The 23,248-nt window shown below is 62.3% G+C and carries 22 protein-coding genes, 1 pseudogene and 1 riboswitch; of the genes and pseudogenes, 13 read left to right on the top strand and 10 right to left on the bottom strand.

The window, feature by feature from the left end:
• The first annotated feature begins 63 nt into the window (after nucleotides 1–63).
• Together AACW30_RS24945 and AACW30_RS24940 are read left to right on the top strand one after the other, a co-directional pair.
• Nucleotides 64–1,872 carry a monovalent cation:proton antiporter-2 (CPA2) family protein gene (locus tag AACW30_RS24945; protein WP_106579619.1) on the top strand — a complete coding sequence of 603 codons (1,809 nt, stop codon included), beginning with the start codon at nucleotides 64–66 and terminating at the stop codon, nucleotides 1,870–1,872.
• A 73-nt stretch (nucleotides 1,873–1,945) separates the two neighbouring features.
• Entirely contained in the window at nucleotides 1,946–2,503 is a 558-nt protein-coding gene (locus AACW30_RS24940; protein ID WP_124417768.1) for a hypothetical protein, read from the top strand.
• 1,674 nt (nucleotides 2,504–4,177) lie between these two features.
• Here AACW30_RS24940 and AACW30_RS24935 read toward each other — a convergent pair.
• The 3 genes from AACW30_RS24935 to AACW30_RS24925 are packed head-to-tail and all read right to left on the bottom strand — an operon-like array spanning nucleotide 4,178 to nucleotide 6,265.
• Nucleotides 4,178–4,897: an alpha/beta hydrolase gene (locus AACW30_RS24935; protein WP_200623711.1), complete on the bottom strand. Its 720-nt coding sequence runs from the start codon at nucleotides 4,895–4,897 to the stop codon at nucleotides 4,178–4,180.
• A gap of 12 nt (nucleotides 4,898–4,909) precedes the next feature.
• Entirely contained in the window at nucleotides 4,910–5,665 is a 756-nt protein-coding gene (gene cobF / locus AACW30_RS24930) for a precorrin-6A synthase (deacetylating) (protein ID WP_124417773.1), read from the bottom strand.
• A gap of 45 nt (nucleotides 5,666–5,710) precedes the next feature.
• The gene (locus AACW30_RS24925) at nucleotides 5,711–6,265 is read right to left on the bottom strand and encodes a histidine phosphatase family protein (RefSeq protein WP_200623767.1); all 555 of its coding nucleotides are present in this window, start codon (nucleotides 6,263–6,265) and stop codon (nucleotides 5,711–5,713) included.
• A 197-nt stretch (nucleotides 6,266–6,462) separates the two neighbouring features.
• On the opposite strand from AACW30_RS24925, the gene AACW30_RS24920 reads away from it, so the two are divergent.
• The gene (locus tag AACW30_RS24920) at nucleotides 6,463–6,675 is read left to right on the top strand and encodes a CbtB domain-containing protein (RefSeq protein ID WP_119736068.1); all 213 of its coding nucleotides are present in this window, start codon (nucleotides 6,463–6,465) and stop codon (nucleotides 6,673–6,675) included.
• Between the two features lie 19 nt (nucleotides 6,676–6,694).
• Nucleotides 6,695–7,423, top strand: coding sequence for a CbtA family protein (locus tag AACW30_RS24915; RefSeq protein WP_124417775.1), 729 nt, complete (start codon nucleotides 6,695–6,697; stop codon nucleotides 7,421–7,423).
• Here AACW30_RS24915 and AACW30_RS24910 read toward each other — a convergent pair.
• The gene (locus AACW30_RS24910) at nucleotides 7,413–7,973 is read right to left on the bottom strand and encodes a DUF4865 family protein (RefSeq protein WP_106579610.1); all 561 of its coding nucleotides are present in this window, start codon (nucleotides 7,971–7,973) and stop codon (nucleotides 7,413–7,415) included. The two genes, AACW30_RS24915 and AACW30_RS24910, sit on opposite strands and share 11 nt — an antisense overlap.
• Nucleotides 7,974–8,066: 93 nt before the next feature.
• On the opposite strand from AACW30_RS24910, the gene AACW30_RS24905 reads away from it, so the two are divergent.
• A complete protein-coding gene (locus AACW30_RS24905; protein WP_200623710.1) occupies nucleotides 8,067–8,933 on the top strand; it encodes a LysR family transcriptional regulator in 867 nt (288 codons plus the stop codon).
• A 3-nt stretch (nucleotides 8,934–8,936) separates the two neighbouring features.
• Here the strand turns inward: AACW30_RS24905 and AACW30_RS24900 are convergent, their stop codons facing one another.
• The 4 genes from AACW30_RS24900 to AACW30_RS24885 all read right to left on the bottom strand — a co-directional run bounded on the left by AACW30_RS24900 (nucleotide 8,937) and on the right by AACW30_RS24885 (nucleotide 13,573).
• On the bottom strand, nucleotides 8,937–9,410 hold the full coding sequence (locus tag AACW30_RS24900; RefSeq protein ID WP_177410121.1) for a YbjN domain-containing protein: 474 nt from the start codon (nucleotides 9,408–9,410) through the stop codon (nucleotides 8,937–8,939).
• Nucleotides 9,411–9,483: 73 nt separating this feature from the next.
• Nucleotides 9,484–10,812, bottom strand: coding sequence for an MFS transporter (locus AACW30_RS24895; protein WP_106579608.1), 1,329 nt, complete (start codon nucleotides 10,810–10,812; stop codon nucleotides 9,484–9,486).
• Nucleotides 10,813–10,855: 43 nt separating this feature from the next.
• Entirely contained in the window at nucleotides 10,856–12,391 is a 1,536-nt protein-coding gene (locus AACW30_RS24890; protein ID WP_200623709.1) for a class I adenylate-forming enzyme family protein, read from the bottom strand.
• A gap of 3 nt (nucleotides 12,392–12,394) precedes the next feature.
• Nucleotides 12,395–13,573: an acetyl-CoA acetyltransferase gene (locus AACW30_RS24885; protein ID WP_106579606.1), complete on the bottom strand. Its 1,179-nt coding sequence runs from the start codon at nucleotides 13,571–13,573 to the stop codon at nucleotides 12,395–12,397.
• 130 nt (nucleotides 13,574–13,703) lie between these two features.
• On the opposite strand from AACW30_RS24885, the gene AACW30_RS24880 reads away from it, so the two are divergent.
• Nucleotides 13,704–14,291, top strand: a complete 588-nt coding sequence (locus AACW30_RS24880) for a LuxR C-terminal-related transcriptional regulator (protein WP_119736077.1) — start codon at nucleotides 13,704–13,706, stop codon at nucleotides 14,289–14,291.
• A gap of 201 nt (nucleotides 14,292–14,492) precedes the next feature.
• Nucleotides 14,493–14,657 carry a hypothetical protein gene (locus AACW30_RS24875; protein WP_200623708.1) on the top strand — a complete coding sequence of 55 codons (165 nt, stop codon included), beginning with the start codon at nucleotides 14,493–14,495 and terminating at the stop codon, nucleotides 14,655–14,657.
• A gap of 106 nt (nucleotides 14,658–14,763) precedes the next feature.
• Here AACW30_RS24875 and AACW30_RS24870 read toward each other — a convergent pair whose 3' ends face one another.
• The gene (locus tag AACW30_RS24870; protein WP_200623707.1) at nucleotides 14,764–15,681 is read right to left on the bottom strand and encodes a LysR substrate-binding domain-containing protein; all 918 of its coding nucleotides are present in this window, start codon (nucleotides 15,679–15,681) and stop codon (nucleotides 14,764–14,766) included.
• 136 nt (nucleotides 15,682–15,817) lie between these two features.
• Between AACW30_RS24870 and AACW30_RS24865 the strand changes: the two genes are divergently transcribed.
• The 4 genes from AACW30_RS24865 to mntP all read left to right on the top strand — a co-directional run bounded on the left by AACW30_RS24865 (nucleotide 15,818) and on the right by mntP (nucleotide 19,907).
• Entirely contained in the window at nucleotides 15,818–17,113 is a 1,296-nt protein-coding gene (locus tag AACW30_RS24865) for an MFS transporter (RefSeq protein ID WP_200623706.1), read from the top strand.
• Between the two features lie 17 nt (nucleotides 17,114–17,130).
• Nucleotides 17,131–18,354 (top strand): CaiB/BaiF CoA transferase family protein, encoded by a 1,224-nt coding sequence (locus AACW30_RS24860; protein ID WP_200623705.1) that lies wholly within the window; start codon nucleotides 17,131–17,133, stop codon nucleotides 18,352–18,354.
• The gene (gene scpB, locus AACW30_RS24855) at nucleotides 18,351–19,133 is read left to right on the top strand and encodes a methylmalonyl-CoA decarboxylase (RefSeq protein WP_200623704.1); all 783 of its coding nucleotides are present in this window, start codon (nucleotides 18,351–18,353) and stop codon (nucleotides 19,131–19,133) included. Before AACW30_RS24860 ends, scpB begins: the two co-directional genes overlap by 4 nt.
• A gap of 30 nt (nucleotides 19,134–19,163) precedes the next feature.
• Nucleotides 19,164–19,331: riboswitch (yybP-ykoY riboswitch) on the top strand.
• 12 nt (nucleotides 19,332–19,343) lie between these two features.
• Nucleotides 19,344–19,907, top strand: coding sequence for a manganese efflux pump MntP (gene mntP, locus AACW30_RS24850; RefSeq protein ID WP_169367000.1), 564 nt, complete (start codon nucleotides 19,344–19,346; stop codon nucleotides 19,905–19,907).
• A 124-nt stretch (nucleotides 19,908–20,031) separates the two neighbouring features.
• On the opposite strand, the pseudogene AACW30_RS24845 reads toward mntP, so the two are convergent.
• Nucleotides 20,032–21,099: pseudogene (locus tag AACW30_RS24845) on the bottom strand (NAD(P)-dependent alcohol dehydrogenase).
• 147 nt (nucleotides 21,100–21,246) lie between these two features.
• Between AACW30_RS24845 and AACW30_RS24840 the strand changes: the two are divergent.
• Both AACW30_RS24840 and AACW30_RS24835 read left to right on the top strand, forming a co-directional pair.
• Nucleotides 21,247–22,065 (top strand): alpha/beta fold hydrolase, encoded by an 819-nt coding sequence (locus AACW30_RS24840; protein ID WP_119736088.1) that lies wholly within the window; start codon nucleotides 21,247–21,249, stop codon nucleotides 22,063–22,065.
• Between the two features lie 144 nt (nucleotides 22,066–22,209).
• Entirely contained in the window at nucleotides 22,210–23,208 is a 999-nt protein-coding gene (locus AACW30_RS24835; protein WP_106579596.1) for an NAD(P)H-quinone oxidoreductase, read from the top strand.
• The last annotated feature ends 40 nt before the right edge of the window (nucleotides 23,209–23,248 follow it).

The raw sequence follows: 23,248 nt of genomic DNA, 5'->3' as shown, positions 1-23,248 counted from the left end.
GAAATGTAAAAAAGCGCTCTAATGGCGCCCTGTTGATTGGCTTTAAAGATCCTGGAGTTCGCAATGCCCCATGAAGGCAACCTGTTACAAGCAGCCGTGGTGTTCCTGCTCGCCGCCGTGCTGACCGTGCCGTTGGCCAAGCGTCTGCAACTGGGCGCAGTGCTGGGTTATCTGTTCGCGGGTGTGATCATCGGCCCTTCTGTATTGGGCCTGATCGGCAACCCGCAAAGCGTGGCGCAGTTCTCTGAATTGGGCGTTGTGTTGCTGCTGTTCATCATCGGTTTGGAGCTGTCGCCCAAGCGTTTATGGGTGATGCGCAAAGCGGTGTTCGGCGTGGGCCTGGCCCAAGTGTTGCTGACCGGGCTGGTGATGGCGGTGGTGGCGTTGTGGCTGTTTGGCCAAGCCTGGAACAGTGCGATTGTGCTGGGCCTGGGCCTGGCGCTGTCCTCCACCGCGTTTGGGCTGCAAAGCCTGGCCGAACGCAAAGAGCTGAATCAGCCGCACGGGCGCCTGGCGTTTGCGATTCTGTTGTTCCAGGACATCGCCGCGATTCCACTGATCGCGATGGTGCCGCTGCTGGCCGGCAGTGATCACCCGACCACTGAAGCCCAGGGCTTGCAACACGTGTTGCAGATACTCGGCAGCATCGCGGTGGTGATCATCGGCGGACGCTACCTGCTGCGTCCGGTGTTTCGCATTGTCGCCAAGACCGGCCTTCGCGAAGTGTCCACCGCCACCGCGCTGCTGGTGGTGATCGGCACGGCCTGGTTGATGGAGCTGGTGGGCGTGTCGATGGCCCTCGGCGCCTTCCTCGCCGGGCTGCTGCTGGCGGACTCCGAATACCGCCACGAACTCGAAGCGCAGATCGAACCGTTCAAAGGCCTGTTGCTCGGCCTGTTTTTCATCAGTGTGGGCATGGGCGCCAACCTCAGCCTGCTGCTCAGTTCGCCGCTGGTGGTGATCGGCCTGACCCTGCTGTTGATCGGCTTGAAGCTGCCGCTGCTGTATGCGGTTGGCCGGATGGCAGGCGACCTCAATCGCGAGAGCGCGTTGCGCCTGGGCGTGGTGCTGGCCGCCGGCGGTGAGTTTGCCTTTGTGGTGTTCAAGATCGGGCGCGACCAGGGCCTGTTCGAACCGCACCTCTACGATGTGTTGGTGCTGACCATCACACTGTCCATGGCCGTGACGCCGCTGCTGCTGTTGGTGTGCCCAAAGCTGTTCAAGCCCAAGGTCAAACCGGTGGAAGTGCCGGAGGAATACCGCGCCATCGAAAGCGATGCACCGCGTGTGGTGATTGCCGGCATGGGCCGTATGGGCCAGATCGTGGCGCGGATTCTGCGTGCGCAAAACATCTCGTTTATCGCCCTCGACACCTCGGTGGAAACCATCGAGCTGACCCGTAGTTTCGGCGGTATGCCGGTGTTCTACGGCGACCCGCAGCGTCCGGAAATCCTGCACGCGGCCAAGGTCGATCAGGCCGAGTTCTTCGTGATTGCCATGGACGACCCGGAGATCAACATCAAGACCGCCGAACTGGTGCGCAACCTCTACCCGCACATGAAAATCATCGCCCGTGCACGTAACCGCCAACACGTACACCGCCTGGTCGACCTGGACGCGTCACCGGTGCGCGAAACGTTTTACTCCAGCCTGGAAATGAGCCGCCGCACCCTGGTGGGTCTCGGTCTGACCCAGGCCCAGGCCGATGCGCGCATCACCCGTTTCAAAAACCACGACCTGCAAGTGCTCGCTGCGCAACACGCGGTATATGACGATGCGGCCAAGGTCATGCAAACCGCCCAGGAAGCGCGTACGGAACTGGCGCGGCTGTTTGAGATGGATCGGCTTGAGGAAGAGTCCGACAAAGTGTGAGGACAGGGATGAACGATCTGGCGAGTTTTCTGACAGAATACGCCGCAATTTCGTTCATCCACTGGAGCGCTTCATGGCCACTTTCACCAAGACCGCCGTCCTGCTGGCCCTGGCGCTTACCGCCGGCGGCGTGTTCGCGGCAACCAAGCCGACCGCTACACAAACCATTTCGACGCTGGGTGGCAAGTTCACCTTCAACTTGCCCAAGGCTTACGTCGCCGACACGCTGCCGACCGGTAAGGTTGAGGATGGCACCGCCGACACCCAAGGCACGCTGTACGCCAACTCGACCACGAAGAGTGTGGTGATCGTGGCTGAAACGGTGCGCAACGACGGGGCCACAATCAAAGACAATGACCCGCAGTTTCTGGATGGCGCCGTGGCTGATTTCGTCAAGGACCAGAGCGCTGCCCTGCCTGATTTCAAGAAGCAGAACGAGAAGAAACTGACCTTCAAAGGTCTTGGCCTGCGTCAGGTCGACAGCACGGCCACCCAGGGTGGCGGCAAGACGTTGAACTCGACATTCCTGGGAGGCTCGGGCAATCACTTGCTGGTGATTCAGGCGATTTCGCGGGCGGATGATGTGAAGGGGCATGCGGAGTTGGTGAAGCAGATTACTGGGGGTAAGTAGTCGGGTTTTGCGGGTGATTGAGGGGTGATGGTGCGGGGTGTTGCAGGGGGACGGGGGCATATCCGTTGGTTGGGTGATGGCGGGTATGGGTTCCGCCCTTACGGCGGGTCACTTTGGAAAAGCCCCAAAGTAACCAAAGGGCTCTTGCCCCACCACTCGGCACCTCGCCTAGGCTCGGTGTGCCCGAACGAAGGTACTACGCAGCGGGCCGCCGCGACGGGCCGTCCCTGCCCCGTCGCGGCTAAACCGGCGTCCTGCCGGTTTACCCGCTCCGTACTACCTGCGTTCGGCCAGCGTGGTTTAACGGGGCGCCTAAGATCAAAATCAAAATCAAAAGCAGATCAAGATCAAAAGCAGAGCACGGCGGCCTAGTAGCCGACCTGAGTGGTAGAAGCAAAAGCACAGCCGAGGCGGCCTGACAGCCGACCTGACCTTGAAGGCTAAACTCAATCAAAGGTGGGAGCTGGCTTGCCTGCGATGGCATCAACTGGGTGTGCCTGATACACCGAGGTGCCTGCATCGCAGGCAAGCCAGCTCCCACAAAAAAGCCAAGCACTGCGCTAGTGGCAGTTGAACGCGGTCAACTTTTGGGAGCGGGCTTGCTCGCGAAGGCGGTATGTCAGTGACACATGAGCTGACTGAAACACCGCATTCGCGAGCAAGCCCGCTCCCACAGTTGGATCTTGGTGCACCTTGGTCGAGGGTGTACCCGGTCAAATGTGGGAGCTGGCTTGCCTGCGATGGCATCACCTGGGTATGCCTGATGTACCGAGGCGCCCACATCGCGGGCAAGCCCGCTCCCACAGAAAAGCCAAGCAGTGCGGTGCTTGCAGCTGAACTCGGTCAACTTGTGGGAGCGGGCTTGCTCGCGAAGGCGGTGTGCCAGTGATATATGAGCTGACTGAACCACCGCATTCGCGAGCAAGCCCGCTCCCACAGTTGGATCTTGGTGCACCCAATCAAGGGTGTACCCGGTCAAATGTGGGAGCTGGCTTGCCTGCGATAGCATCCACTGGGTATGCCTGATGCACCAAGGCGCCCGCATCGCGGGCAAGCCCGCCCCCACAGAAAAGCCAAGCAGTGCGGTGCTGGCGGCTGAACTCGGTCAATTTGTGGGAGCGGGCTTGCTCGCGAAGGCGGTGTGCCAGTGATACATGAGCTGACTGAAACACCGCATTCGCGAGCAAGCCCGCTCCCACAGTTGGATCTTGGTGCACCCAATCAAGGGTGTACCCGGTCAAATGTGGGAGCTGGCTTGCCTGCGATGGCATCCACTGGGTATGCCTGATGTACCGAGGCGCCCACATCGCGGGCAAGCCCGCTCCCACAGAAAAGCCAAGCAGTGCGGTGCTGGCGGCTGAACTCAGTCAACTGGTGGGAGCGGGCTTGCTCTCGAAGGCGGTGTGCCAGTGATACATGAGCTGACTGAACCACCGCATTCGCGAGCAAGCCCGCTCCCACAGTTGGATCTTGGTGCACCCAATCAAGGGTGTACCCGGTCAAATGTGGGAGCTGGCTTGCCTGCGATTGCATCACCTGGGTATGCCTGATGCACCGAGGCGCTCCCATCGCGGGCAAGCCTGCTCGCACAGAAAGGCCATTAGCGCAGCAACCAGCAGGCACTCAAAGCTAGCAATCGAAAAATGACTATCGCAGCAGCCCTCACCCGCGGGTTCACTTCAGGCTTTTCTCCAGCCAGGCTTTAAGGTCCTGCACTTCGGTGTCACTGACGGTGTGCGGCATGCCCGGATACCCGTGAAACTCCGGCGTCAATCCAAGGCCCACCAGTACTTCATTGGCCTGCGTCGCCGAGGCATACGGCAGCGCCTGGTCGAGAGTGCCGTGACCGATAAAGATCGCCAATTTGCCCAAGGATTCGCTGGGCTTGAGTTCAGCCTTGAGCACCGGCAATACACTGCCACTCAAGGCCGCGATGCCGCGCACCAACGCGGGCTTTCGCAAGCCCACCTCGTACGACATGATCGCGCCCTGGCTGAACCCCACCAGAAACACCCGATCGCTGTGCGTGTGGTATTTGGCTGTGGCCTTGCCCACAAAGTCTTCGATCAGCGCGGCGCTGCGTTGCAGGTCGGCGGTTTCGCCATTGTAGTCGCCGTCACCCGGCGTCTTGGTAAACCAGCGATAACCCTGGGGGTCCACGGGCATCGGCGCACGTGCCGACAGGTAGGTCCAGGTGGACGGCAGCGCGTCCTTGATGCCAAACAGGTCTTCCTCGTTGCTGCCAAAACCGTGCAGGAAAATCACCAACGGCTGATTGCGCGCATCGCTCTGGGTCTGTTCCAGATAAGACAGGGGCAAATCGGTGTGCAGCGTGGCGTCGGCGTGGGCGGCGCTGGCCATCAGGGTCAGTGCCAGGGCAAACAGTTTGAGCATGGGAAAGTGACCTCAGGGTTTGCGCAACAAGTAAGTGTCCATGATCCAGCCATTTTCCAGACGCGCCGCCTTGCGCACCTGTTGGATTTGCTCAGCCACTTCACTGACCTTGCCGCTGATGAGGATTTCGTCCGGCGTGCCCAGGTAGGCGCCCCAGTAGATATCCATATCCTGATCGGCCACGCTGCGGTAGGAATCTTCGGCGTCGAGCATGACCACCAAAGTGTCCGCATCACTCGCCTGCCCCGCCGCCAACCGGCGCCCGGTGGTGATCTCGATGGAGCGACCGATGCGGTTCAGCGCCACCTTGTGCTGGGCGGCCAGGGCTTGCACGCTGGTGATGCCGGGGATCACTTCGAACTCGAAGACGCTGCGGCCACTGGCCAGAATCGCCTGCAGGATGCGGATGGTGCTGTCGTACAGCGCAGGGTCGCCCCAGGCCAGGAACGCGCCCACTTCACCGTCAGCCATCTGCTCGTTGATCATGTGCTCGAAGGTCTGCTGCTTGTCGCGATTCAGGTCCTGCACGGCGGTGGTGTAATCGATATCGCCGCGCACGCGCTCGGGGCAGTCGGCCTCGACGAAACGGTAGCCAGGCTCGGTGATATAGGTTTGGCAGATCTCGCGGCGCAGGTCGATCAGCTTGTCTTTGCTTTGGCCCTTGTCCATCAGAAAAAACACGTCAGTGCGGTTCAGCGCCTTGACGGCTTGCATCGTGATGTAGTCAGGGTTGCCGGCGCCAATGCCGATGATCAGGATGCGTTTCATGGGTTGCTCTCATTGCGGGGCGTGGATTTTGCCATGTTCACGCGCTCAGGCGTGAGTTTCCAGACGCAGGCGCCACACGTTGTTAAAGCGCAGTTCAGTGGCGGACAGCGGCTCGACGTCAATCAGGTAGAACATCGAGACAGGGAACTGCAACACGTACAGCATCGCGGCGCGAATCACAAACGGGTGGGTGATAGCCACTACGTGCCCGGGCTGGGTTTCGAGACTTTTCATCCAGTCAGCGACTCGCACGCAAATCTGCTCCACCGACTCACCGCCGTGAGGCGCGCTGGTGCTGTTGGTCATCCAGTCACTCAATGCATGGCTGTCGAGCTGGGCGATGGCCTGGCCTTTCCAGGTGCCAAAATCACCGTCGCGCAACGCGTCTTCGACCTGCGCGTTGTCGCCGAACAAGCCCGCGGTTTGTCGGGTTCGGGCCTCGGGCCCACACACCAGTCGCGAGCGTTTCTTGAAACGCCCCGCCAGGGACAACGCCGCGGGCTGCCACTGCATCGCCACCGATTCGTCATCGGGAAACCGCCCCTGTTTTTGCAACGGCGTGGCGGCATGGCATATCAAGGTCAAGCGGGTGGCCTGCATCACAATTCACTCTGTTTCGACGCGCAGTCGGCGTAGACTGGCAAAGTTGTTTCAACATGTTACAACAAACACGAAAGAGGAAGCCGGTTCGAACCCGGCGCGGTCGCGCCACTGTATTCGGCCTTTTAGCCGTAAGCCAGACCCTGTTTCAGCCCAATCGCAATCCATTTCGGGACGCGTCATCCCTGGAGGTTTTCATGGCTAACACTGCTGCAACGAACCCTGATGTGTATGGACCCACCCTGCCCTTGGGCGAAATTCTGCCTTGGGCGATCTTCGGTGGCCTGTTGTTGTTGCTGGCGCTCTATTTTGTCGGCGCCGAGCAAGGCGCCACCGCTGTGTTCAAAGGCATGTATGTGCATGAATTTGTGCACGACGGCCGCCACCTGCTGGGTTTCCCCTGCCATTAATCGATAAGAGAGACACGACATGACAGGGCATTTACTCCTACGCGGGATGCTGGTGGGCTTGCTCGCCGGCGTGCTGGCTTTCGGCTTCGCCAAGGCCTTTGGTGAACCGCAGATCGACAAGGCCATCGCTTTTGAAGACCACATGGCACAGATGCACGGCGATGCGCCGGAAGAGGAACTGGTGAGCCGCGAGGTGCAAAGCACCTTCGGCCTGTTCACCGGCGTGGTGGTGTACAGCGTGTCACTGGGCGGCCTCTTCGCCCTGGTGTTCGCTTACGCCCTGGGCCGCATCGGCAAGGTCGGCCCGCGTGGCCTGGCGGCGCTGCTGGCACTGGCGGCATGTGTGGCAATTACCGTGGTGCCAGGGCTCAAGTACCCGGCCAACCCGCCATCGGTGGGCGACCCCGAAACCATCGCGCAGCGCACCAAGCTGTTCTTCCTGATGCTGCTGGTGTCAGTGGCGGCCGCGGTGATTGCGATCAACGCCGCACGCAAGCTGATTGCCCGCCGTGGCATCTGGGCCGGGGCGATTCTGGGTGCGGCGTTGTACATCGTGATTGTGTCGGTGGCCGGCAGCCTGTTCCCGGTGATCAACGAAGTGCCGGAGGCGTTTTCGGCTGTGCTGCTGTGGAAGTTCCGCGTAGCGTCGCTGGGTATCCAGTTGGTGCTGTGGACCACCCTCGGCCTGGTGTTTGGCGCGGTGGCCGAGCGCAAGCTCAGCCAGCCAAAAGCGCGCTTCAACCCTTGAACTGACTCCCGGGGCGGGCCAGGTACAACACCTCATAGCCCGTTCCGGGATGCGCCGCATCCAGCGCCTTGCCCGACAAGGTGATACGCACCAGCCGCCACGCCTGCACATCCAACGCCAGGCATACCGCGAACGTGTCGCGGCTGTCAGCCACCTGCTGATTGCGCCGTTTCTCCTCGGCGACGATCCCGGCCCGATCCGCCCCCGGCACCAGCGGCCACTCCTCTCGGTACAGGCTCAACGCGTGCTGCGCGGGCCCACGCTGCACATCCAGCGGCAACCAGCTTTCGATGTGCGGACGGCCAAAGCTGTCGAGCACCTTTTGAAAACGCTCGCCCAGTAGAAAGTCGGCGGCCTGCAACGGGTCGGCCCACAGGTACACCGACGCATACACATTGCCCGGCGCCTGCCCACGCGTCTGCGCGATAAACGCCTTGAACAGCAGCCCTTGCGCGTCATCCCACAACGGCCCCAATTGCGCGGCGCGCCGGCGTATCACGTCCATGTCGTAGTCGGCAGGCAGGCGGTGTGAATACTGTTTGGCAAACATGGCAAAGCTCCTGTGCAAGATGTGGACTGAGCTTGCGCACTGGCGATGATTTCAACAAGATATGGCCGAATATAAGTGCGATAAGGATTGGATATGACTGACGCGCTCAAACCCCTGGACATCGACACCGTGCATGCCTTCGTGCTGGTGGCTGATTTTGCCAGCTTCACCCGCGCCGCCGAGGCGCTCGACACCTCCCAGGCCGCCATCAGCCTGAAGCTCAAGCGCCTGGAAGAACGCCTCGGTTACCGCCTGTTGCTACGCACGCCTCGCCATGTGCAACTGTCGCCCCAGGGCGAGCAGTTCATCGTGGCCGCGCGTGCCCTGCTCAATGCCCATGAGCGGGCACTGGCGGACCTGGGTACCCACGCGCCACGGCGTTTGGTGATCGGCATCAGCGACCACGTGGCCGGGCCGGACTTGCCCACCTGGCTCAGCCGCCTCGCGGCCTACGACCCGCTGGTGATTCTCGAGGTCCGCATCGCCTCGTCCCGCGACCTGGTGGCTGCGTTTGATCGCAATGAACTGGACGCGGTGATCGTGCGCAACGAAGGCGATCGCCAGGACGGCGAAGTGCTGGCGGTCGAACGCTTTGGCTGGTTCGCCGCGCCCCACTGGCAACACAGCCCCGGCACACCGCTGCGCATGGCGACCATGGCCGCGCCCTGTGGCGTTCGGCACCTGGCGGTCAGAGCATTGGATGCAGCGCGTATCGACTGGATGGAAGTGTTTGTCGGCGGTGGTGTGATGGCGGTAGGCGCCGCCGTGAGCGCCGGATTGGGGGTCGCCGCCCTCGCCCCACGCGTGGCCCCGGCCGGGGCGGTGGACGTGAGCGAGCAATACGGCCTGCCCGCATTACCCGTCAGTGAAGTGCTGCTGTACAGCCGGATCAGTGATGCACGCTCGCGCGAAACGTTGCGCGCGTTGAGCGCAACGTTTCGCGGTGTGCTGCAGCGCTGAGTGTCAGGCGACGGGCGCTTCTTCGCTGGCCACAGCGGTGGCGGCCTGGGCCTGCAACTGAGCCGCCTGCTGGCTGTAGTCACGCAGGTAGACGATGAACTCCTGCAGCAGGCGATCCCACAGTTCCAGCTGGCTGCGCAGGTGCGTGGTGCCAACACCGGCCACCACCACATCCATTTCCATCAGCAGGAACTCACCCTGCACCGACAACCGCGCAAAACGGCGCGATGCGTTCCATACCTGGGCCAGGCCTTCGGGCAATTCGCCTTGCACGCGCAGGGCGCAGCTGTAGGTGAAGTCGACGTAACTGCCCTGCTCCGCCGCCGGGTTGCCGAAGCGCACGGCAAAGCCGATACCCTGGCTCGCGCTGAGCAATTGCACGATGCCGTTCTGTTCGGTCTGGTTGACGCGATAGCCGGCTTCCTGCAGCAATTCAGTCAGGCTTTTCGGGGTAACGCTGTTGATCAGTTCACTCATGGTCAGGTCTTCCTTGAAGATCAATGATAGGCGCCTGAAACAGCGTAGCCGGGTTTTCGAAAACCGCAGTCGATCAGGCGGCGGTGGCCAGCACGGCCCCCGCCGGCGCCACCAACGGGCTGCCACTGGCGACGAAATCTTCCTTGCGCAGCACCACCAGAGCGATCAACGACACCACACCGGTTGCCACGTAGAAATACCAGGGTGAGGTGATGTCGCCCGTCACCTTGATCAGCCAGGTGGAGATCAGCGGCGCGCTGCCGCCAAACACCGCGACCGGCACGTTGTACGCCACGGCAATCCCGGTGGAGCGGATGCGCGTGGGCAGCAGCTCGCTCATCAGCGCATAGGTCGAGGAGGCATACAGCCCGAACAGGATCGCCACCGCCATCAATGGCGCGAAGAACGACGCAGCAGTGGCCGTCGGCGCCGACTTGAACAGCCAGAACATCGCCAGCGTGGCCAGGGTGCCGATCACCATCAGAAACGGCTTACGCCCGTATTTATCGGTGAACGCACCGCCAAACGGCATCACGAACGCGGCCGAGAAACTCGCGACGAACACATAGAGCAGCGTGGTGCCGCTGTCGAACTTGAGGATCTTGGCCATGTAGGTCGAGGCGAAGGTCAGCACCAGGTAAAAGATCGAGCTGTGCAAGGTGATAATGAAGAACACCAGGGCAATTGCGCGCTTCCACTGCCAGACTTCGCGCAACGGTGCACGGGAAGTCTGCCCTGCGCGCTGCAAGGCGAGAAACTCCGGGCTGTCTTCCAGCTTGAGGCGGATGTACATGGAGATAAAACCCAACGGTGCGGCGATCAGGAACGGCACACGCCAGGCCCATTCCTGCATCACCTCGGCGCCCAGGATCCAGGTCATGCCATTGGCCACGGCGCCGCCCAGCAACAGGCCGAGCACGGCGGTGACCATCAGCCAGCACGTGGCAAAGCCGCGTCGGCCGGGGCCGGCGTATTCGGAGATAAAGCTGGTCACTGTGCCGATCTCGCCGCCCGCCGAAAAACCCTGCACGCAGCGCACCAGAATCAGCAGCACCGGCGCAGCAATGCCCAGCGTGGCGTACGTGGGCAACAGGCCGAGCATGACGGTGGAACCGGTCATCATCACCAGCGCCATGATCAGGGTTTTGCGGCGCCCGATCTTGTCCGCCAGCGGACCGAAGAACAGCCCGCCCAGTGGCCGGATGAAAAAGCTCAGGGCAAACGCTGCGAAGCTGGCCAGCAAGCTGGTGGTCGGGTCATCGGAGACGAAAAATGCCTGGCCGATGTACACGGCGAGAAAGCCGTAGACGCCGTAGTCGTACCACTCGATCAAGTGACCGGAAGTGGCACCGAGAAACGCACGGCGCCGCTTGCGGACCGTGTCTTGCGCTTGATTGCCCATCGAAGGGACTCCTTGTCTGATGTTCTGTCCATGAAAAACGGGTCTAGGGAAGCGCGGCGATACTCGCTGCTTTCAGCCACTGCCGCAAGTCAGTCTTGAGGATTTTGCCGTAACTGTTCTTTGGCAATTCGCCGGGAAACAGGTACTTCCTGGGTTTCTTGAACGAGGCCATGCGCTGTAAAAACCATGCCGTCAGCTCGGCTTCATCGAGGGGCTGGCCGCTGCGCGTCACCACAAACGCCACCACCGATTCGCCCCATTGCGCATCCGGCTCCCCCACGACGCACACCTCGAACACCTCAGGATGTTGCGCCAACACTTCCTCGACTTCACGCGGGTACACGTTACTGCCACCGCTGATGATCACGTCCTTGGAACGGTCCGTGAGGGTGAGATAACCCGCCGCGTCGAGAAAGCCGACGTCACCGGTCATCAGCCAGCCCTCGACCAGGGTTTGGCGCGATGCCTCGGGGTTGCGCCAGTAGCCTTGCATCACCGTGGCACCGCGCACAGCGATTTCGCCGCGCTCGCCCGTCGGCACCGGCTGGTGCTGTGCGTCGAGGATGCGGATTTCAACGCACGATTGCGCGTGGCCGACGGAGGCAGCCAACGTGGCCCAGTCTGCGCGTTGGCGGTCGGCGATCAGCGCGCGAGGCAGCACGCTGATGGTCATCGGGCTCTCGCCCTGGCCGTAGATCTGCACCAGCCGCGGGCCAAAGGTGTCGACGGCCTCACACAGATCGGCCACGTACATCGGGCCGCCGCCGTAAACGATGGTTTTGATGCCTTCGCCGCGATAGCCCTGGCGCCGCGCCTGTTCGACCATGCGCTTGACCATCGTCGGCGCCGCAAACAGTGAGACGTTGCCCAGCTCGGCCGCCAGGCCAAACAGCTCGGCGGCGTCAAAACCGTGGGAGGCCGGCACCACATGCCGCGCGCCGCAGCGCACATGAATGAAGTTGTAGAGCCCGGCGCCGTGGGACATTGGCGCGGCATACAGCACCGCGTCATCGGCGCTGACCGGATCCACGTCAGTGGGGTAACACAACGACATCGCCATGAGGTTGCCATGGGACAGCATCACGCCCTTGGAGCGCCCGGTGGTGCCGGAGGTGTAAAACAGCCATGCGAGGTCCTGGTCCTGGCGTGGCTCGGGCTGCGCCAGGGTTGGCCAGCCACGTGTCGGCGGCAGTGTGTGGCCGTCCAGTTCCTTACAGGGCGGGGGCAAGTCCCGCGACGCCGAAAATACTCGGCCGCCGTCGGTAAAGATCAGGCGCGCCTGGGCGTTGTCGGCGATCCAGGCCGCTTCAGCCGGGTGCAATTTGGCGTTGATCGGCACAACCACTGCGCCCAGCCACCAGATGGCGTAGAGCACTTCCAGGTAATCGCAGCTGTTCTTCATCAGCACGGCGACCGCATCACCGGCCGTCACGCCGTGCTGGTCTACCAAGTGCGCGGCGCGCTGGCGAACATGCGCAGCAAAGGTGGCGTAGTCGGCCACTTGCCGCGTGCCTTCGAACAATGCCGGTCGCTGCGGGTCGCGGCGCTGGGTGTCGTGCAACCAGTTGGCAATGTTCATGGGTCAGTACCGGCGCGCGTGCAGGACCGAGGCGTAGTTGGCCACTGCCATGCCGCCCATGTTGAACACCAGGCCAAACTCCGGGTTGGGCACCGCCAGGCCAATCGGTTCGCCGGTCAATTGGCGGAACGCCAAGGCGTGCATCGACACGCCGGTGGCCCCCACCGGATGCCCCTTGGCCTTGAGCCCACCCGAAAGATTCACCGGCAGCCGCCCGCCGGCGCGCACCACGCCACTGTCGAGCACGCGATGGCCCTCGCCCTTGGGCGCCAGGCCCATGGCTTCGTAGATCAGCAGTTCGGCGATGGTGAAGCAGTCGTGCACCTCGGCGAAACTCAGGTCGGCCAGGGTGATATTCGCCCCGCGCAGCGCCGAGTGGATGGCCCGTTGCGGGCCTTCAAACGCCAGGATGTCGCGCTGGGCGATGGGCAAGCAGTCGTTGACCTGGGTCATTGCGCGAATCTGCACATCCCGACGAAACGCGCGCGCCCGCTTGGGTGAGGCCAGGATGATCGCGGCGGCGCCGTCGCTGATCAACGAGCAATCGGTCAGGCGCAGCGACTCGGCCACAAAGGGGTTGCTCTTGGACACGTTGTTGCAGTGTTCGAAATCCATCACCCGGTGCATTTGCGCCAGCGGGTTGGCCATGGCATTGGTGTGGTTCTTGGTGGCGATGGCGGCCATTGAGCCCAGCGGGCAGTGGTAGCGTTCGGTGTATTGGCGCGCCGCACGGCCGAACAACTGCGGGAAACTCAAGCCGGCTTCGGCCGGATCGTTCTGATAACCGGCGCCGGCCAGGGCCTGGGTAACCTCGGCGGTGGACGTGTGGGTCATCTTCTCGGCGCCGACCACCAGCACCAGGTCGGCGCTGCCGGAGAGGATCGCATTGACCCCGGCCTGGATCGCCGCCGAGCCGGAGGCGCAAGCGTTTTCACAGCGCGTGGCCGGTTTGAAGCGCAGGCCCGGGTCGGCCTGCAACAGCAAGGAGCTGGCAAACCCGTCAGGCACCAACCCCGAGTTGAAGTGACCCAGGAACAACGCATCGATTTGTGACGCATCAATGGCCGCGTCGGCCAGGGCTTCGCGGGTAACCTGCACGATCAGGTCTTCAAGGGTGGTGCCTTCCAGGCGACCAAAACGCGAATGACCGGCGGCAACAATGGAGACGCAATCAGCTGGCATAATCAATTTTCTTCTATTTTTGATGCGGACATTTACCTACAATGACGCACCGCTGAGCGCTCGCCAATTCGTGTAACTACTTACATGGATAAGTAGGCCCGGTGAGAAAAGCAACGAGGCAGGATGCCCAATGAACGCGTTTACCCAGCAACTTCAAGATATCGAACGCCTGGCGTTCCAGCTCTCCCCGGCCCCGCAACTGGTCACGCGCAACCGCGTGATGGTCGATTGCAATGAGGCCTTCCTGCAGTTGTTCGGCTATTCGCGCGACGAATTGGTCAACCAACTGACCCTGCTGATCTACCCGTCCCAGGCCGATTATCACGCCATCGGCAAGCGTAGCCACGACTGGCTGCTGGAGAGCGAGAACGGCTTCTACTCCGATGAACGCTTCATGCAGCACAAAAGCGGCGAGGTGTTCTGGGCCAAGTCCCACGGCTACACCCTCACGCCCAGAGACCCGTTCAAGCTGATGATCTGGCACTTCGAGCGCCTGGACCGCACGCACCAAGGCACCGGCGACCTGACGCCACGTGAGCGGGAAATCGCCATGCACATCGTCAACGGCCTTAAATCCAAGGAAATCGCCCAGCGCCTGGCGATCTCTCACCGTACGGTGGAAGTGCACAGGGCACGGCTGATGAAGAAACTCGAGGTGAAAAACATCGTGGAGCTGGTGTCGAAAATGATTTTCGTCGGCGGGCGCGCCTGGTTATAGCCAACCATTACAAACCCCGGTCCCGCGCTAGCTACGCTGAGAATGCTCAAAAGGAGCTTTCCCACGCAGTTACGTTTAAAGGACTAATGATATGGCGCACTCCGACCGCTCTTCACCCGCCCCCCAACCTCGCAAGACTCCGCCACCCGTCGAGGGCAGCGGTTCAAACCTGCTCACCTGGACAATGCCGGCCCCGTGCAAATGGGCTTCTGGGTGCCTAACCGCGTGTGGGCCACCGCCAACTTTCTGGTGCCACTGCGCGACTACATCGACGCCATGAAAAAGGCTAGCCCCCTCGCGCCGATGCAGCCGCAATTGGTGGAATTCAAACACTGGGTGACCACCCACAGCGTGTACCGCATGTAGGTCATGTCGCTGATCGAGCAGTCCAACGCGTTCGTGCTGACCCTGCCGCCGCACACTCGCGACCCGATCAAGACCCATCCAAGGGGCAGCGGCGGCCGGTTCGCAATCAGCCAGCCGCCGCCCAGCCTTGTTGCTGCTCAAACGCTTCGAACAATTCCAGAATCGTCTCTTTCACTTTCTGCACGGCATTGCTGTGCACCGCCGTATCCGGCCAGCACAACGACAGTTCGCGGCTGAACAAGCGGTGATCGATGCTCGCCAGCTTGAGCGACTGTTGCGCCAACTCCACGTGCGCCGCCGCCCACGGCAGGATGGTTACCCCAAGCCGCGCCCGTACCGCCGAGAACAATAGATCAGTGGAATTGGCTTCAAACTCCACGGCGAATGGCAGCCCCGCTTCCTGCATGGCGGACTCTACGCGGCTGCGAATGGTGTTGGGCACGCAGGGCAACACCAACGGCATCTGCGCCAGGCTCTGCAGGCTCACCGACATCTGCGGCAATTCAAATTCCGGCCATGCCACCAGGTACAGGGTTTCACTGAATAACCGCTGGGACACCACGCCGCGTGTCGGCACGCCATCAACTTCGACCGCCAGCGCCACGCGCCCCACGGTGATCAGGCCTGCGAGGTCGGCGCTTGGCGCGTCGATCAGCTCCAGTTTGATCCCCGGATAACGGCTGCGAATCGTGCGTGCCAGCGGCATCGCGAGCATCCGCGCGGTGCTCGAGGGCATGCCCACCGAGACCTTGCCCTGCGGGTACTCGGCGTCCTGGCGCAACAGTTCATGGGTGGCATCGGCCTGGCGCAACAGGTCGACGGCGTGTCGGTACAAGGTCTGGCCGGCGGCGGTGGGCACCACGCCTTGGGCGCTGCGTTCCAGCAGTTGCATGCCCATGTCCTGCTCCAGGTTGCGCATCTGCTGGCTGATCGCCGGTTGAGCGATGTGCAACGCCTCGCTGGCGCGGGTGATGTTGGCGCACTCGACCACTTTGACGAAGTACCGCAACTGGCGCAGGTCCATGGGAGCCTCCCGGAAAGCCTCGACTCTATATAGAAATCCGATGCCACCAAAGGAATTTCATATTTGTTGCTTATGACCCTCAAGCCTAGATTGACCTCACAACAAAAAGGCCCGCTCAGGGCCATGGGAGGTCGTCATGTCCAAAACGTTAATCGCGTCGGCGATGCGGGTAAAACCCTACAAAACACCGTTGTCCCGCGAGCAGATCCGCGGCTTCTGGGCGGTGTACCTCGGCTGGGTCCTGGACGGCGTGGACTCCGTCATCTTCGCCCTGGTGCTGATCCCCGCCCTTACCGAACTGCTGCCGCGCTCGGGCCTGGCCCCCACCGCCGCGAATATCGCCATGTACGGCTCGATCATGTTCGGGCTGTTTCTGGTCGGCTGGGGCTTGTCGTTCATCTGGGGACCGCTGGCCGACCGCTTCGGCCGGGTCAAGGTGCTGGCGGCGAGCATTCTGGTGTATTCGCTGTTTACCGGCGCGGCGGCGTTTTCCGACAACCTCTGGCAACTGGCGATTTTCCGCTTGATCGCAGGGATCGGCGTCGGCGGTGAATGGGCGCTGGCAGGCACCTACGTGGCCGAGAGCTGGCCCGAGGACCGCCGCAAGATGGGCGCCGGTTACCTGCAAACCGGCTATTACCTGGGCTTCTTCATCGCCGCGTTGCTCAACTACACCGTCGGCGCCACCTATGGCTGGCGCGTGATGTTCCTGTGCGGGTTGTTCCCGGCGGTGGTCGCGATCTACACCGCCTTGAAGGTCAAGGAACCGCAGCGCCACATCGTCAAGGCCGCCCCGCGCACGCCCTGGTGGGAAATCTTTGCGCCCGCCTTTCGCCGCCGCACCTTGACCAGTTCAGCCTTGGTCGGCGTGGCGATTGTCGGCCTGTGGGCCGGTTCGGTGTACGAAGCCACCGCCGTGGTCACCCTGGCCACCCGCGCCGGTATCGATCACGTCGGCGCCGTGCACCTGGCGTCCATCGGCGCGGCGGTGTTGTCGCTGAGCACGATTCTGGGCTGCCTGGTGGCGCCATGGTTGGCGGAACGCGTGGGCCGACGCAACGCCTTGGGCCTGTACTTTACCGGCATGGCGGCGGCCATCGTGTTTGCGTTCGGCTGGGTGTTCTACCTCGACGACGGCTTGCATCTATTCATGATTTCGCTGGTGTTCCTCGGGTTCTTCGGCGGCAACTTCGCGATCTTTTCCCTGTGGTTGCCCGAGCAATACCCAACCCGCATCCGCGCCACAGCCTTTGCGTTCAATGCCTCGGTGGGGCGCTTTATCGGTGCCGGGGTCAACTTCCTGCTGGCCGCGGCCATCCATGCGTACGGCTCTATCGGCGTACCGATTGCCTGGACCGCCGCCGCCTTCGTACTGGGCGTGCTGATCCTGCCGTTTGCGGTTGAAACCCGCCACCAGTCCCTGCCGCAGTAACCTATTTGGAGACGCCCATGCAAGCGTTACAAGGCATCAAGATCATTGACCTCAGCCGCGCGTTGTCCGGCCCGTTCTGCAGCATGGTGCTGGCCGACCTGGGCGCCGATGTGATCAAGGTCGAACCCGGCCCCGCCGGCGACATGAGCCGCACCTGGGGCCCGTTCGACCGTGGCGTGAGCACGTACTACCTGTCGTGCAACCGCAACAAACGCGGGCTGTGCGTGGACTTTCGCAACCCCCGCGGCCTGGACACGATCCAGCAATTGATCGACGGCGCCGACGTGGTGATCGAGAATTTCAAACCCGGCACCCTGCAGAGCATGGGCCTGGGTTTCGAGGTGCTCAGCGCCCGCAACCCACGGCTGATTCTGGGCAGCATCAACGCCTTTGGCAGTGACGGCCCGATGAGCAGCTGGCCGGGCTTCGATCAGATCGCCCAAGGCTACTCCGGGCTGATGAGCCTCACCGGTTTCAGCGACGGCGACCCTACCCGTACCGGCACCGCCATCGGCGACCTGACGTCGGGCATGTGGCTGGTGACCGCCATCCTCGCTGCGCTGCTGGAGCGTGAACGCAGCGGTCGCGGCCAACACGTACACACCTCGTTGCTTGCCAGCCTGATGGGTTTGCTCAGCGTGCACGGCCAACGCTACCTGAGCCTGGGCGATGTCCCACGGCGCACCGGCAATGCCCACGCGGTGATCGCGCCATACGGCGTGTTCCAGACCCTGGACGGCCCGTTGAACCTGGCGCCGATCACCTCGGCCATGTGGAGCAAGCTGTGTGTGCTGCTGGACCTGCCCGAGCTGCCGGACGACCCGCGCTTTGCCAGCAATGAAGCGCGCGTGGAGCACCGCGATGCGTTGAAAGCGCTGCTGGAGAGCCGCTTGAAAACCCGCGGCAAACGCGACTGGACCGAGCGTTTCACCGCCGCTGGCTTGCCCGCCGGCCCCATCAACACCCTTGACGAAGTGTTCGCCGACCCACAGGTGCTGCACAGCCGGTTGACCCAAACCCTGGACCATCCCACTCTGGGCGCATTACGCCAGGTGGTGACGCCGGTGTTCACCGAGGCCGCACAGGCCGGCGCGCAGCGGCCACCGCCGTTGTTAGGCGAACACAGCGTCGAGGTGTTGCTCGAAGCCGGCTTTGATCCGGCCTCGGTGCAAACCTTGCTGCGGGCCAACGTGCTGTTGCAGGCCACTCCATCCGACCGTTCAACAGGAACTGCACCATGACTGCCACTGTGTCACTCAAGCTCATCGACACGCGCATTGCGCGCTTGACCTTCAGCAACCCCAGCCAGCGCAATGCCCTGAGCGCGCAGCTGCTCGACAGCCTGGACGAAAGCCTGGTCGCCCTCACCGCCCAGCGCGTCCGCGTGGTGATCCTCGGCGCCGACGTCGGCCAAAGCGTATGGAGCGCCGGCCACGATATCGGCGAAGTGGCGCGTGACCGCGACCCCGTCGCCTACGGCAAACCGCTGGAGCAAGTACTGCGGCGTATCCGCGCCTACCCTGGCGTGGTCATCGCGCTGATCTCGGGCTCGGCCTGGGGCGGCGCCGTGGACCTGGCCATGAGCTGCGACCTGGTGGTGGCGGACCCCAGCGCCAGCTTCGCCATGACCCCGGCCAACATCGGCCTGCCCTACACCACCAGCGGCCTGTTGCGGTTCTTCAATAACCTGCCGATTCATGTGCTCAAGGAAATGTTCTTCTGCGCGCAAAAACTCGACGCCCAACGGGCCGAGCGCTTTGGCGTGATCAACCGGCTGGTGCCTACCGATGCCCTCGAGGCCACCGCCCTGGAATACGCCCAGGGCATTGCGGCCAAGGCGCCGCTGGCGATTCAGGCGGTCAAGGAACAATTGCGCATCCTCGAAGACCTGCAGCCGATGCCCGTGCAAGCCATGGAGCACATCGCCGAACTGCGCCGCCAGGCGTGCGCCAGTGCTGATTTCGGTGAAGGGCTGGCGGCGTTCGCCGAGCGCCGTCCACCGGTATTTGAAGGGCGTTGACGCAATTTTCATATTGGGCTGTCTATGATGCGCCCCTTCGTTGGGGAGTAACCGGCTTCTGACCCGCTCAGAAGCGTTCGTATCAACATATTCGGCAACCTGCCGTGGTACGAACACCGTTGAGGTTGGTGAGACCAGCGACACATCCATGCCTAAAGTCGGGCGTGTGGTTGTGTCGTTGACTCATACAGCCCGACTGGAAGCCTCACCGTGAACCCCATTTCTCTGATTTTTCTCGCCCTGGCCATGTCCACGGACGCCTTTGCGGCGGCCATCGGCAAAGGCTCCAGCCTGCACAAACCGCGTCTGGTCGAAGCACTGCGCGCCGGCCTGATCTTTGGTGTGATCGAAGCCATTACGCCGATGATCGGCTGGGCCATCGGCCATGCAGCCACGCGTTGGGTGCAGGACTGGGATCACTGGATCGCCTTTACCCTGCTGGTCGCGCTGGGCTTGCACATGATCTACAACGGGCTCAAGGCGGACGATGAGGAGGCGCAAAAGCCTACCCAGCATTCCTTCATGATCCTGGCCATCACCGCCTTTGCGACCAGCATTGATGCGATGGCCGTCGGTGTGGGCCTGGCCTTTATTGATGTGAATATTCTGGTGGCGTCGGCAGCCATCGGCCTGGCGACCATGACCATGGTAACCATCGGCATGATGCTCGGTCGGGTGCTGGGCACGGTGGTGGGCAAGCGCGCCGAAATGGTCGGCGGCGTGGTGTTGATGCTGGTGGGTGCGACGATTCTCTACGAGCATTTGTCGGCTTAACGGCTCGCACTGAACAAACGTGGGAGCGGGCTTGCCCGCGAAGGCGGTGAATCAGTCGATGCATTTTTTGACTGACCCTGCGCCTTCGCGAGCGAGCCCGCTCCCACAGCAGGTCTGCAGCGTTTTAAGCCGCGTGACTTTCCTTCTTCAAGCTCTCCATATCAATCACGAAGCGATACTTCACGTCGCCCTTGAGCATCCGCTCGTACGCCTCGTTGATGCCCTGGATGTCGATCATCTCGATGTCCGAGACAATCTTGTGCTTGGCGCAGAAGTCCAGCATGTCCTGGGTTTCCTGGATACCGCCAATCAACGAACCGGCCAGGCTGCGGCGTTTGAAGATCAGGTTGAACACCGTTGGCGACGGATGCGGGCTGTCGGGTGCGCCGACCAGCGTCATGGTGCCATCGCGCTTGAGCAGGTTGAGGAACGCATCGAGGTCGTGCGGCGCGGCAACGGTGTTGAGGATGAAGTCCAGGCTGTTGACGACCTTGGCCATCTCGTCCGGGTCCTTCGACACCACCACTTGATCGGCACCCAGGCGCAGGCCGTCTTCGCGCTTGTTCGGCGAGGTGGTGAACAGCGTGACATGCGCGCCCATGGCATGCGCGATCTTCACCGCCATATGCCCTAGCCCGCCGAGGCCGACCACCCCGACTTTTTTGCCGGGCCCCACCTTCCAGTGGTGCAGCGGCGAGTAAGTGGTGATGCCGGCGCACAGCAGCGGCGCCACCGCTGCCAGGTTCGAATCATCGTGGGAGATGCGCAGCACGAACTTCTCCTTGACCACGATATTGTCCGAGTAGCCGCCAAAGGTATTTTCGCCGCCGAACACCGGGCCGTTGTAGGTGCCGGTAAACCCGTTCTCGCAGTATTGCTCCTCGCCCTCGGCGCAGGATGCGCAGTGCTGGCAGCTGTCGACCATACAACCGACACCGGCGAGGTCACCGACCTTGAATTTTTTCACGTTGGCACCGACTGCCGTGACGCGGCCGACGATTTCGTGGCCGGGCACCTACGGGTACAAGGTGTTGTGCCATTCGTTACGCACGGTGTGCAGGTCGGAGTGGCACACGCCGCAATAGAGAATATCGATCTGAACGTCGTCCGCCCCCGGCGCGCGTCGCTCGAAGGTAAAAGGCTTGAGTGCATCCCTGGAATCCCGAGCGGCGTAGCTGTAAGTCTTGGCCATTTGGTTCACCTGTTGAACTGATGGTAGAGGTCAGTGGACCAACGCAGACGCGCAAGCGTTCAACCGAGCACATCCGTACAAGCCCCTGGGCCGGTTTAACGCGATAGTGAGACTGAGCGTTTGCCCCCTGACCCTAAGGAGTTTTCCATGAGCACATTCGTTGCCAAAGACGGTACCCAGATCTATTTCAAGGACTGGGGCAGCGGTAAACCCGTGCTGTTCAGCCACGGCTGGCCACTGGATGCCGACATGTGGGAATACCAGATGGAATACCTGAGCAGCCGTGGCTTTCGCACCATCGCCTTCGACCGCCGGGGTTTTGGCCGCTCGGACCAACCGTGGACCGGTAACGACTACGACACCTTCGCCGACGATATCGCCCAACTGATCGAACACCTGGACCTTAAAGACGTGACCCTGGTGGGCTTCTCGATGGGCGGCGGCGATGTGGCGCGCTACATCGCTCGCCACGGCAACTCGCGTTTGGCCGGCCTCGTGCTGCTGGGCGCCGTCACGCCGATCTTCGGCCAAAAACCGGATTACCCGCAGGGCGTGCCTACCGCAGTGTTCGATGGCATCAAGGCCGGGCTGCTGAAGGATCGCGCGCAATTTATCAGCGACTTCAATGTCTCGTTCTATGGCATCAACAAGGGCCAGCAAGTCTCCCAGGGCGTGCTGACGCAGACCTTGCAGGTCGCGCTGCTGGCGTCGCTTAAATCGACCGTGGATTGTGTCACCGTGTTCTCCGAGACCGACTTCCGCCCGGACATGGCCAAGATCGAGGTGCCAACCCTGGTGATCCACGGTGACGGCGACCAGATCGTGCCGTTCGAAACCACCGGCAAAGTCGCGGCCGAGATGATCAAGGGCGCGCAACTGAAGGTGTACAAGGATGCGCCGCACGGTTTTGCCGCCACCCACACCCAGCAGTTGAACGAAGACTTGTTGGCGTTCCTCAATCGCTGAAGCGAGTGAATCACCCTCTCCTTATTTTGCCGGGCTTGCCCGGTTTTTTTTTCGACCGGCGCTGACCCTCGGTATGATGCGGCTGAACCGGCGACTGCCCGACGCGGTCCCAACCCATACGCTCATCGCTGCAGGTAATCGCACATGTCACTGCCAAAAGAAATGACCCTGATCGAAATCACCGCCCCTGGCGGCCCCGAGGTCCTGCAACCACGCCGGGCCGATGTGCCGGTGGCAGGTCCCGGTGAAATCCTGATCCGCGTGCACGCGGCCGGCGTCAACCGCCCGGATGCGTTGCAACGCGCCGGCAAGTACCCGATGAAGCCCGGCATGAGCCCCATTCCAGGTTTGGAAGTGGCCGGCGAAGTGGTTGCATTGGGCGAAGGTGTCAGCGAGTACGCGCTGGGTGACAAGGTGTGTGCCCTGACCAACGGCGGTGGGTACGCACAATTTTGTGCAGTGCCTGCCAGCCAGGCCTTGCCGATTCCGGATGGCATGGACTGGATTCAAGCCGCCGCCGTGCCGGAAACGTTCTTCACCGTCTGGGCCAACCTGTTTGGCCTGGGTGACGCTCATACCGGCCAGCGCGTGCTGATCCACGGCGGCACCAGCGGCATCGGCACCACCGCTTTGATGCTGTGCCGCGAATACGGTATCCAGGCGTTCGCCACCGCCGGCAGCGCCGACAAATGTGCGGCGATCGCCAAGCTGGGCGCCGAGCCGATCAACTACCGCGAGCAGGACTTCGCCGAGGTCATCGCGCAGAAGACCGACAACAAGGGCGTGAATGTGATCCTCGACATCATGGGCGCCTCGTACCTGAACAATAACCTCAAGTCCCTGGCCATGGACGGGCACCTGGTGATGCTGGGCTTCCTCGGCGGCGGCAAGGCCAATGACGTCGACCTGCTGACCATCCTCGGCAAGCGCGCAGTCATCACCGGCTCCTTGCTGCGCGCACGCACCAAGGACGAAAAGGCTGCCATTGCCGAACAACTGCGCGAATACGTGTGGCCGGTGCTGTCCGCCGGACGCTGCCTGCCGATGATCGACAAGGTGTACGAATACACCGACGCCGCCCAGGCCCATGCGCGAATGGAAGGCGGCGATCACATTGGCAAGATCGTATTGCGCGTGGAATGACGCTCATCCACCCTGCTGAAGATCAACGGTGGCAGCTGTA

The organism is Pseudomonas sp. MF6747, assembly GCF_963890955.1.
In the GTDB taxonomy this organism is placed as follows: domain Bacteria; phylum Pseudomonadota; class Gammaproteobacteria; order Pseudomonadales; family Pseudomonadaceae; genus Aquipseudomonas.
The sequence above is the reverse complement of the archived record's forward strand: the minus strand, read 5'-3'. Positions and strand labels throughout refer to the sequence as shown.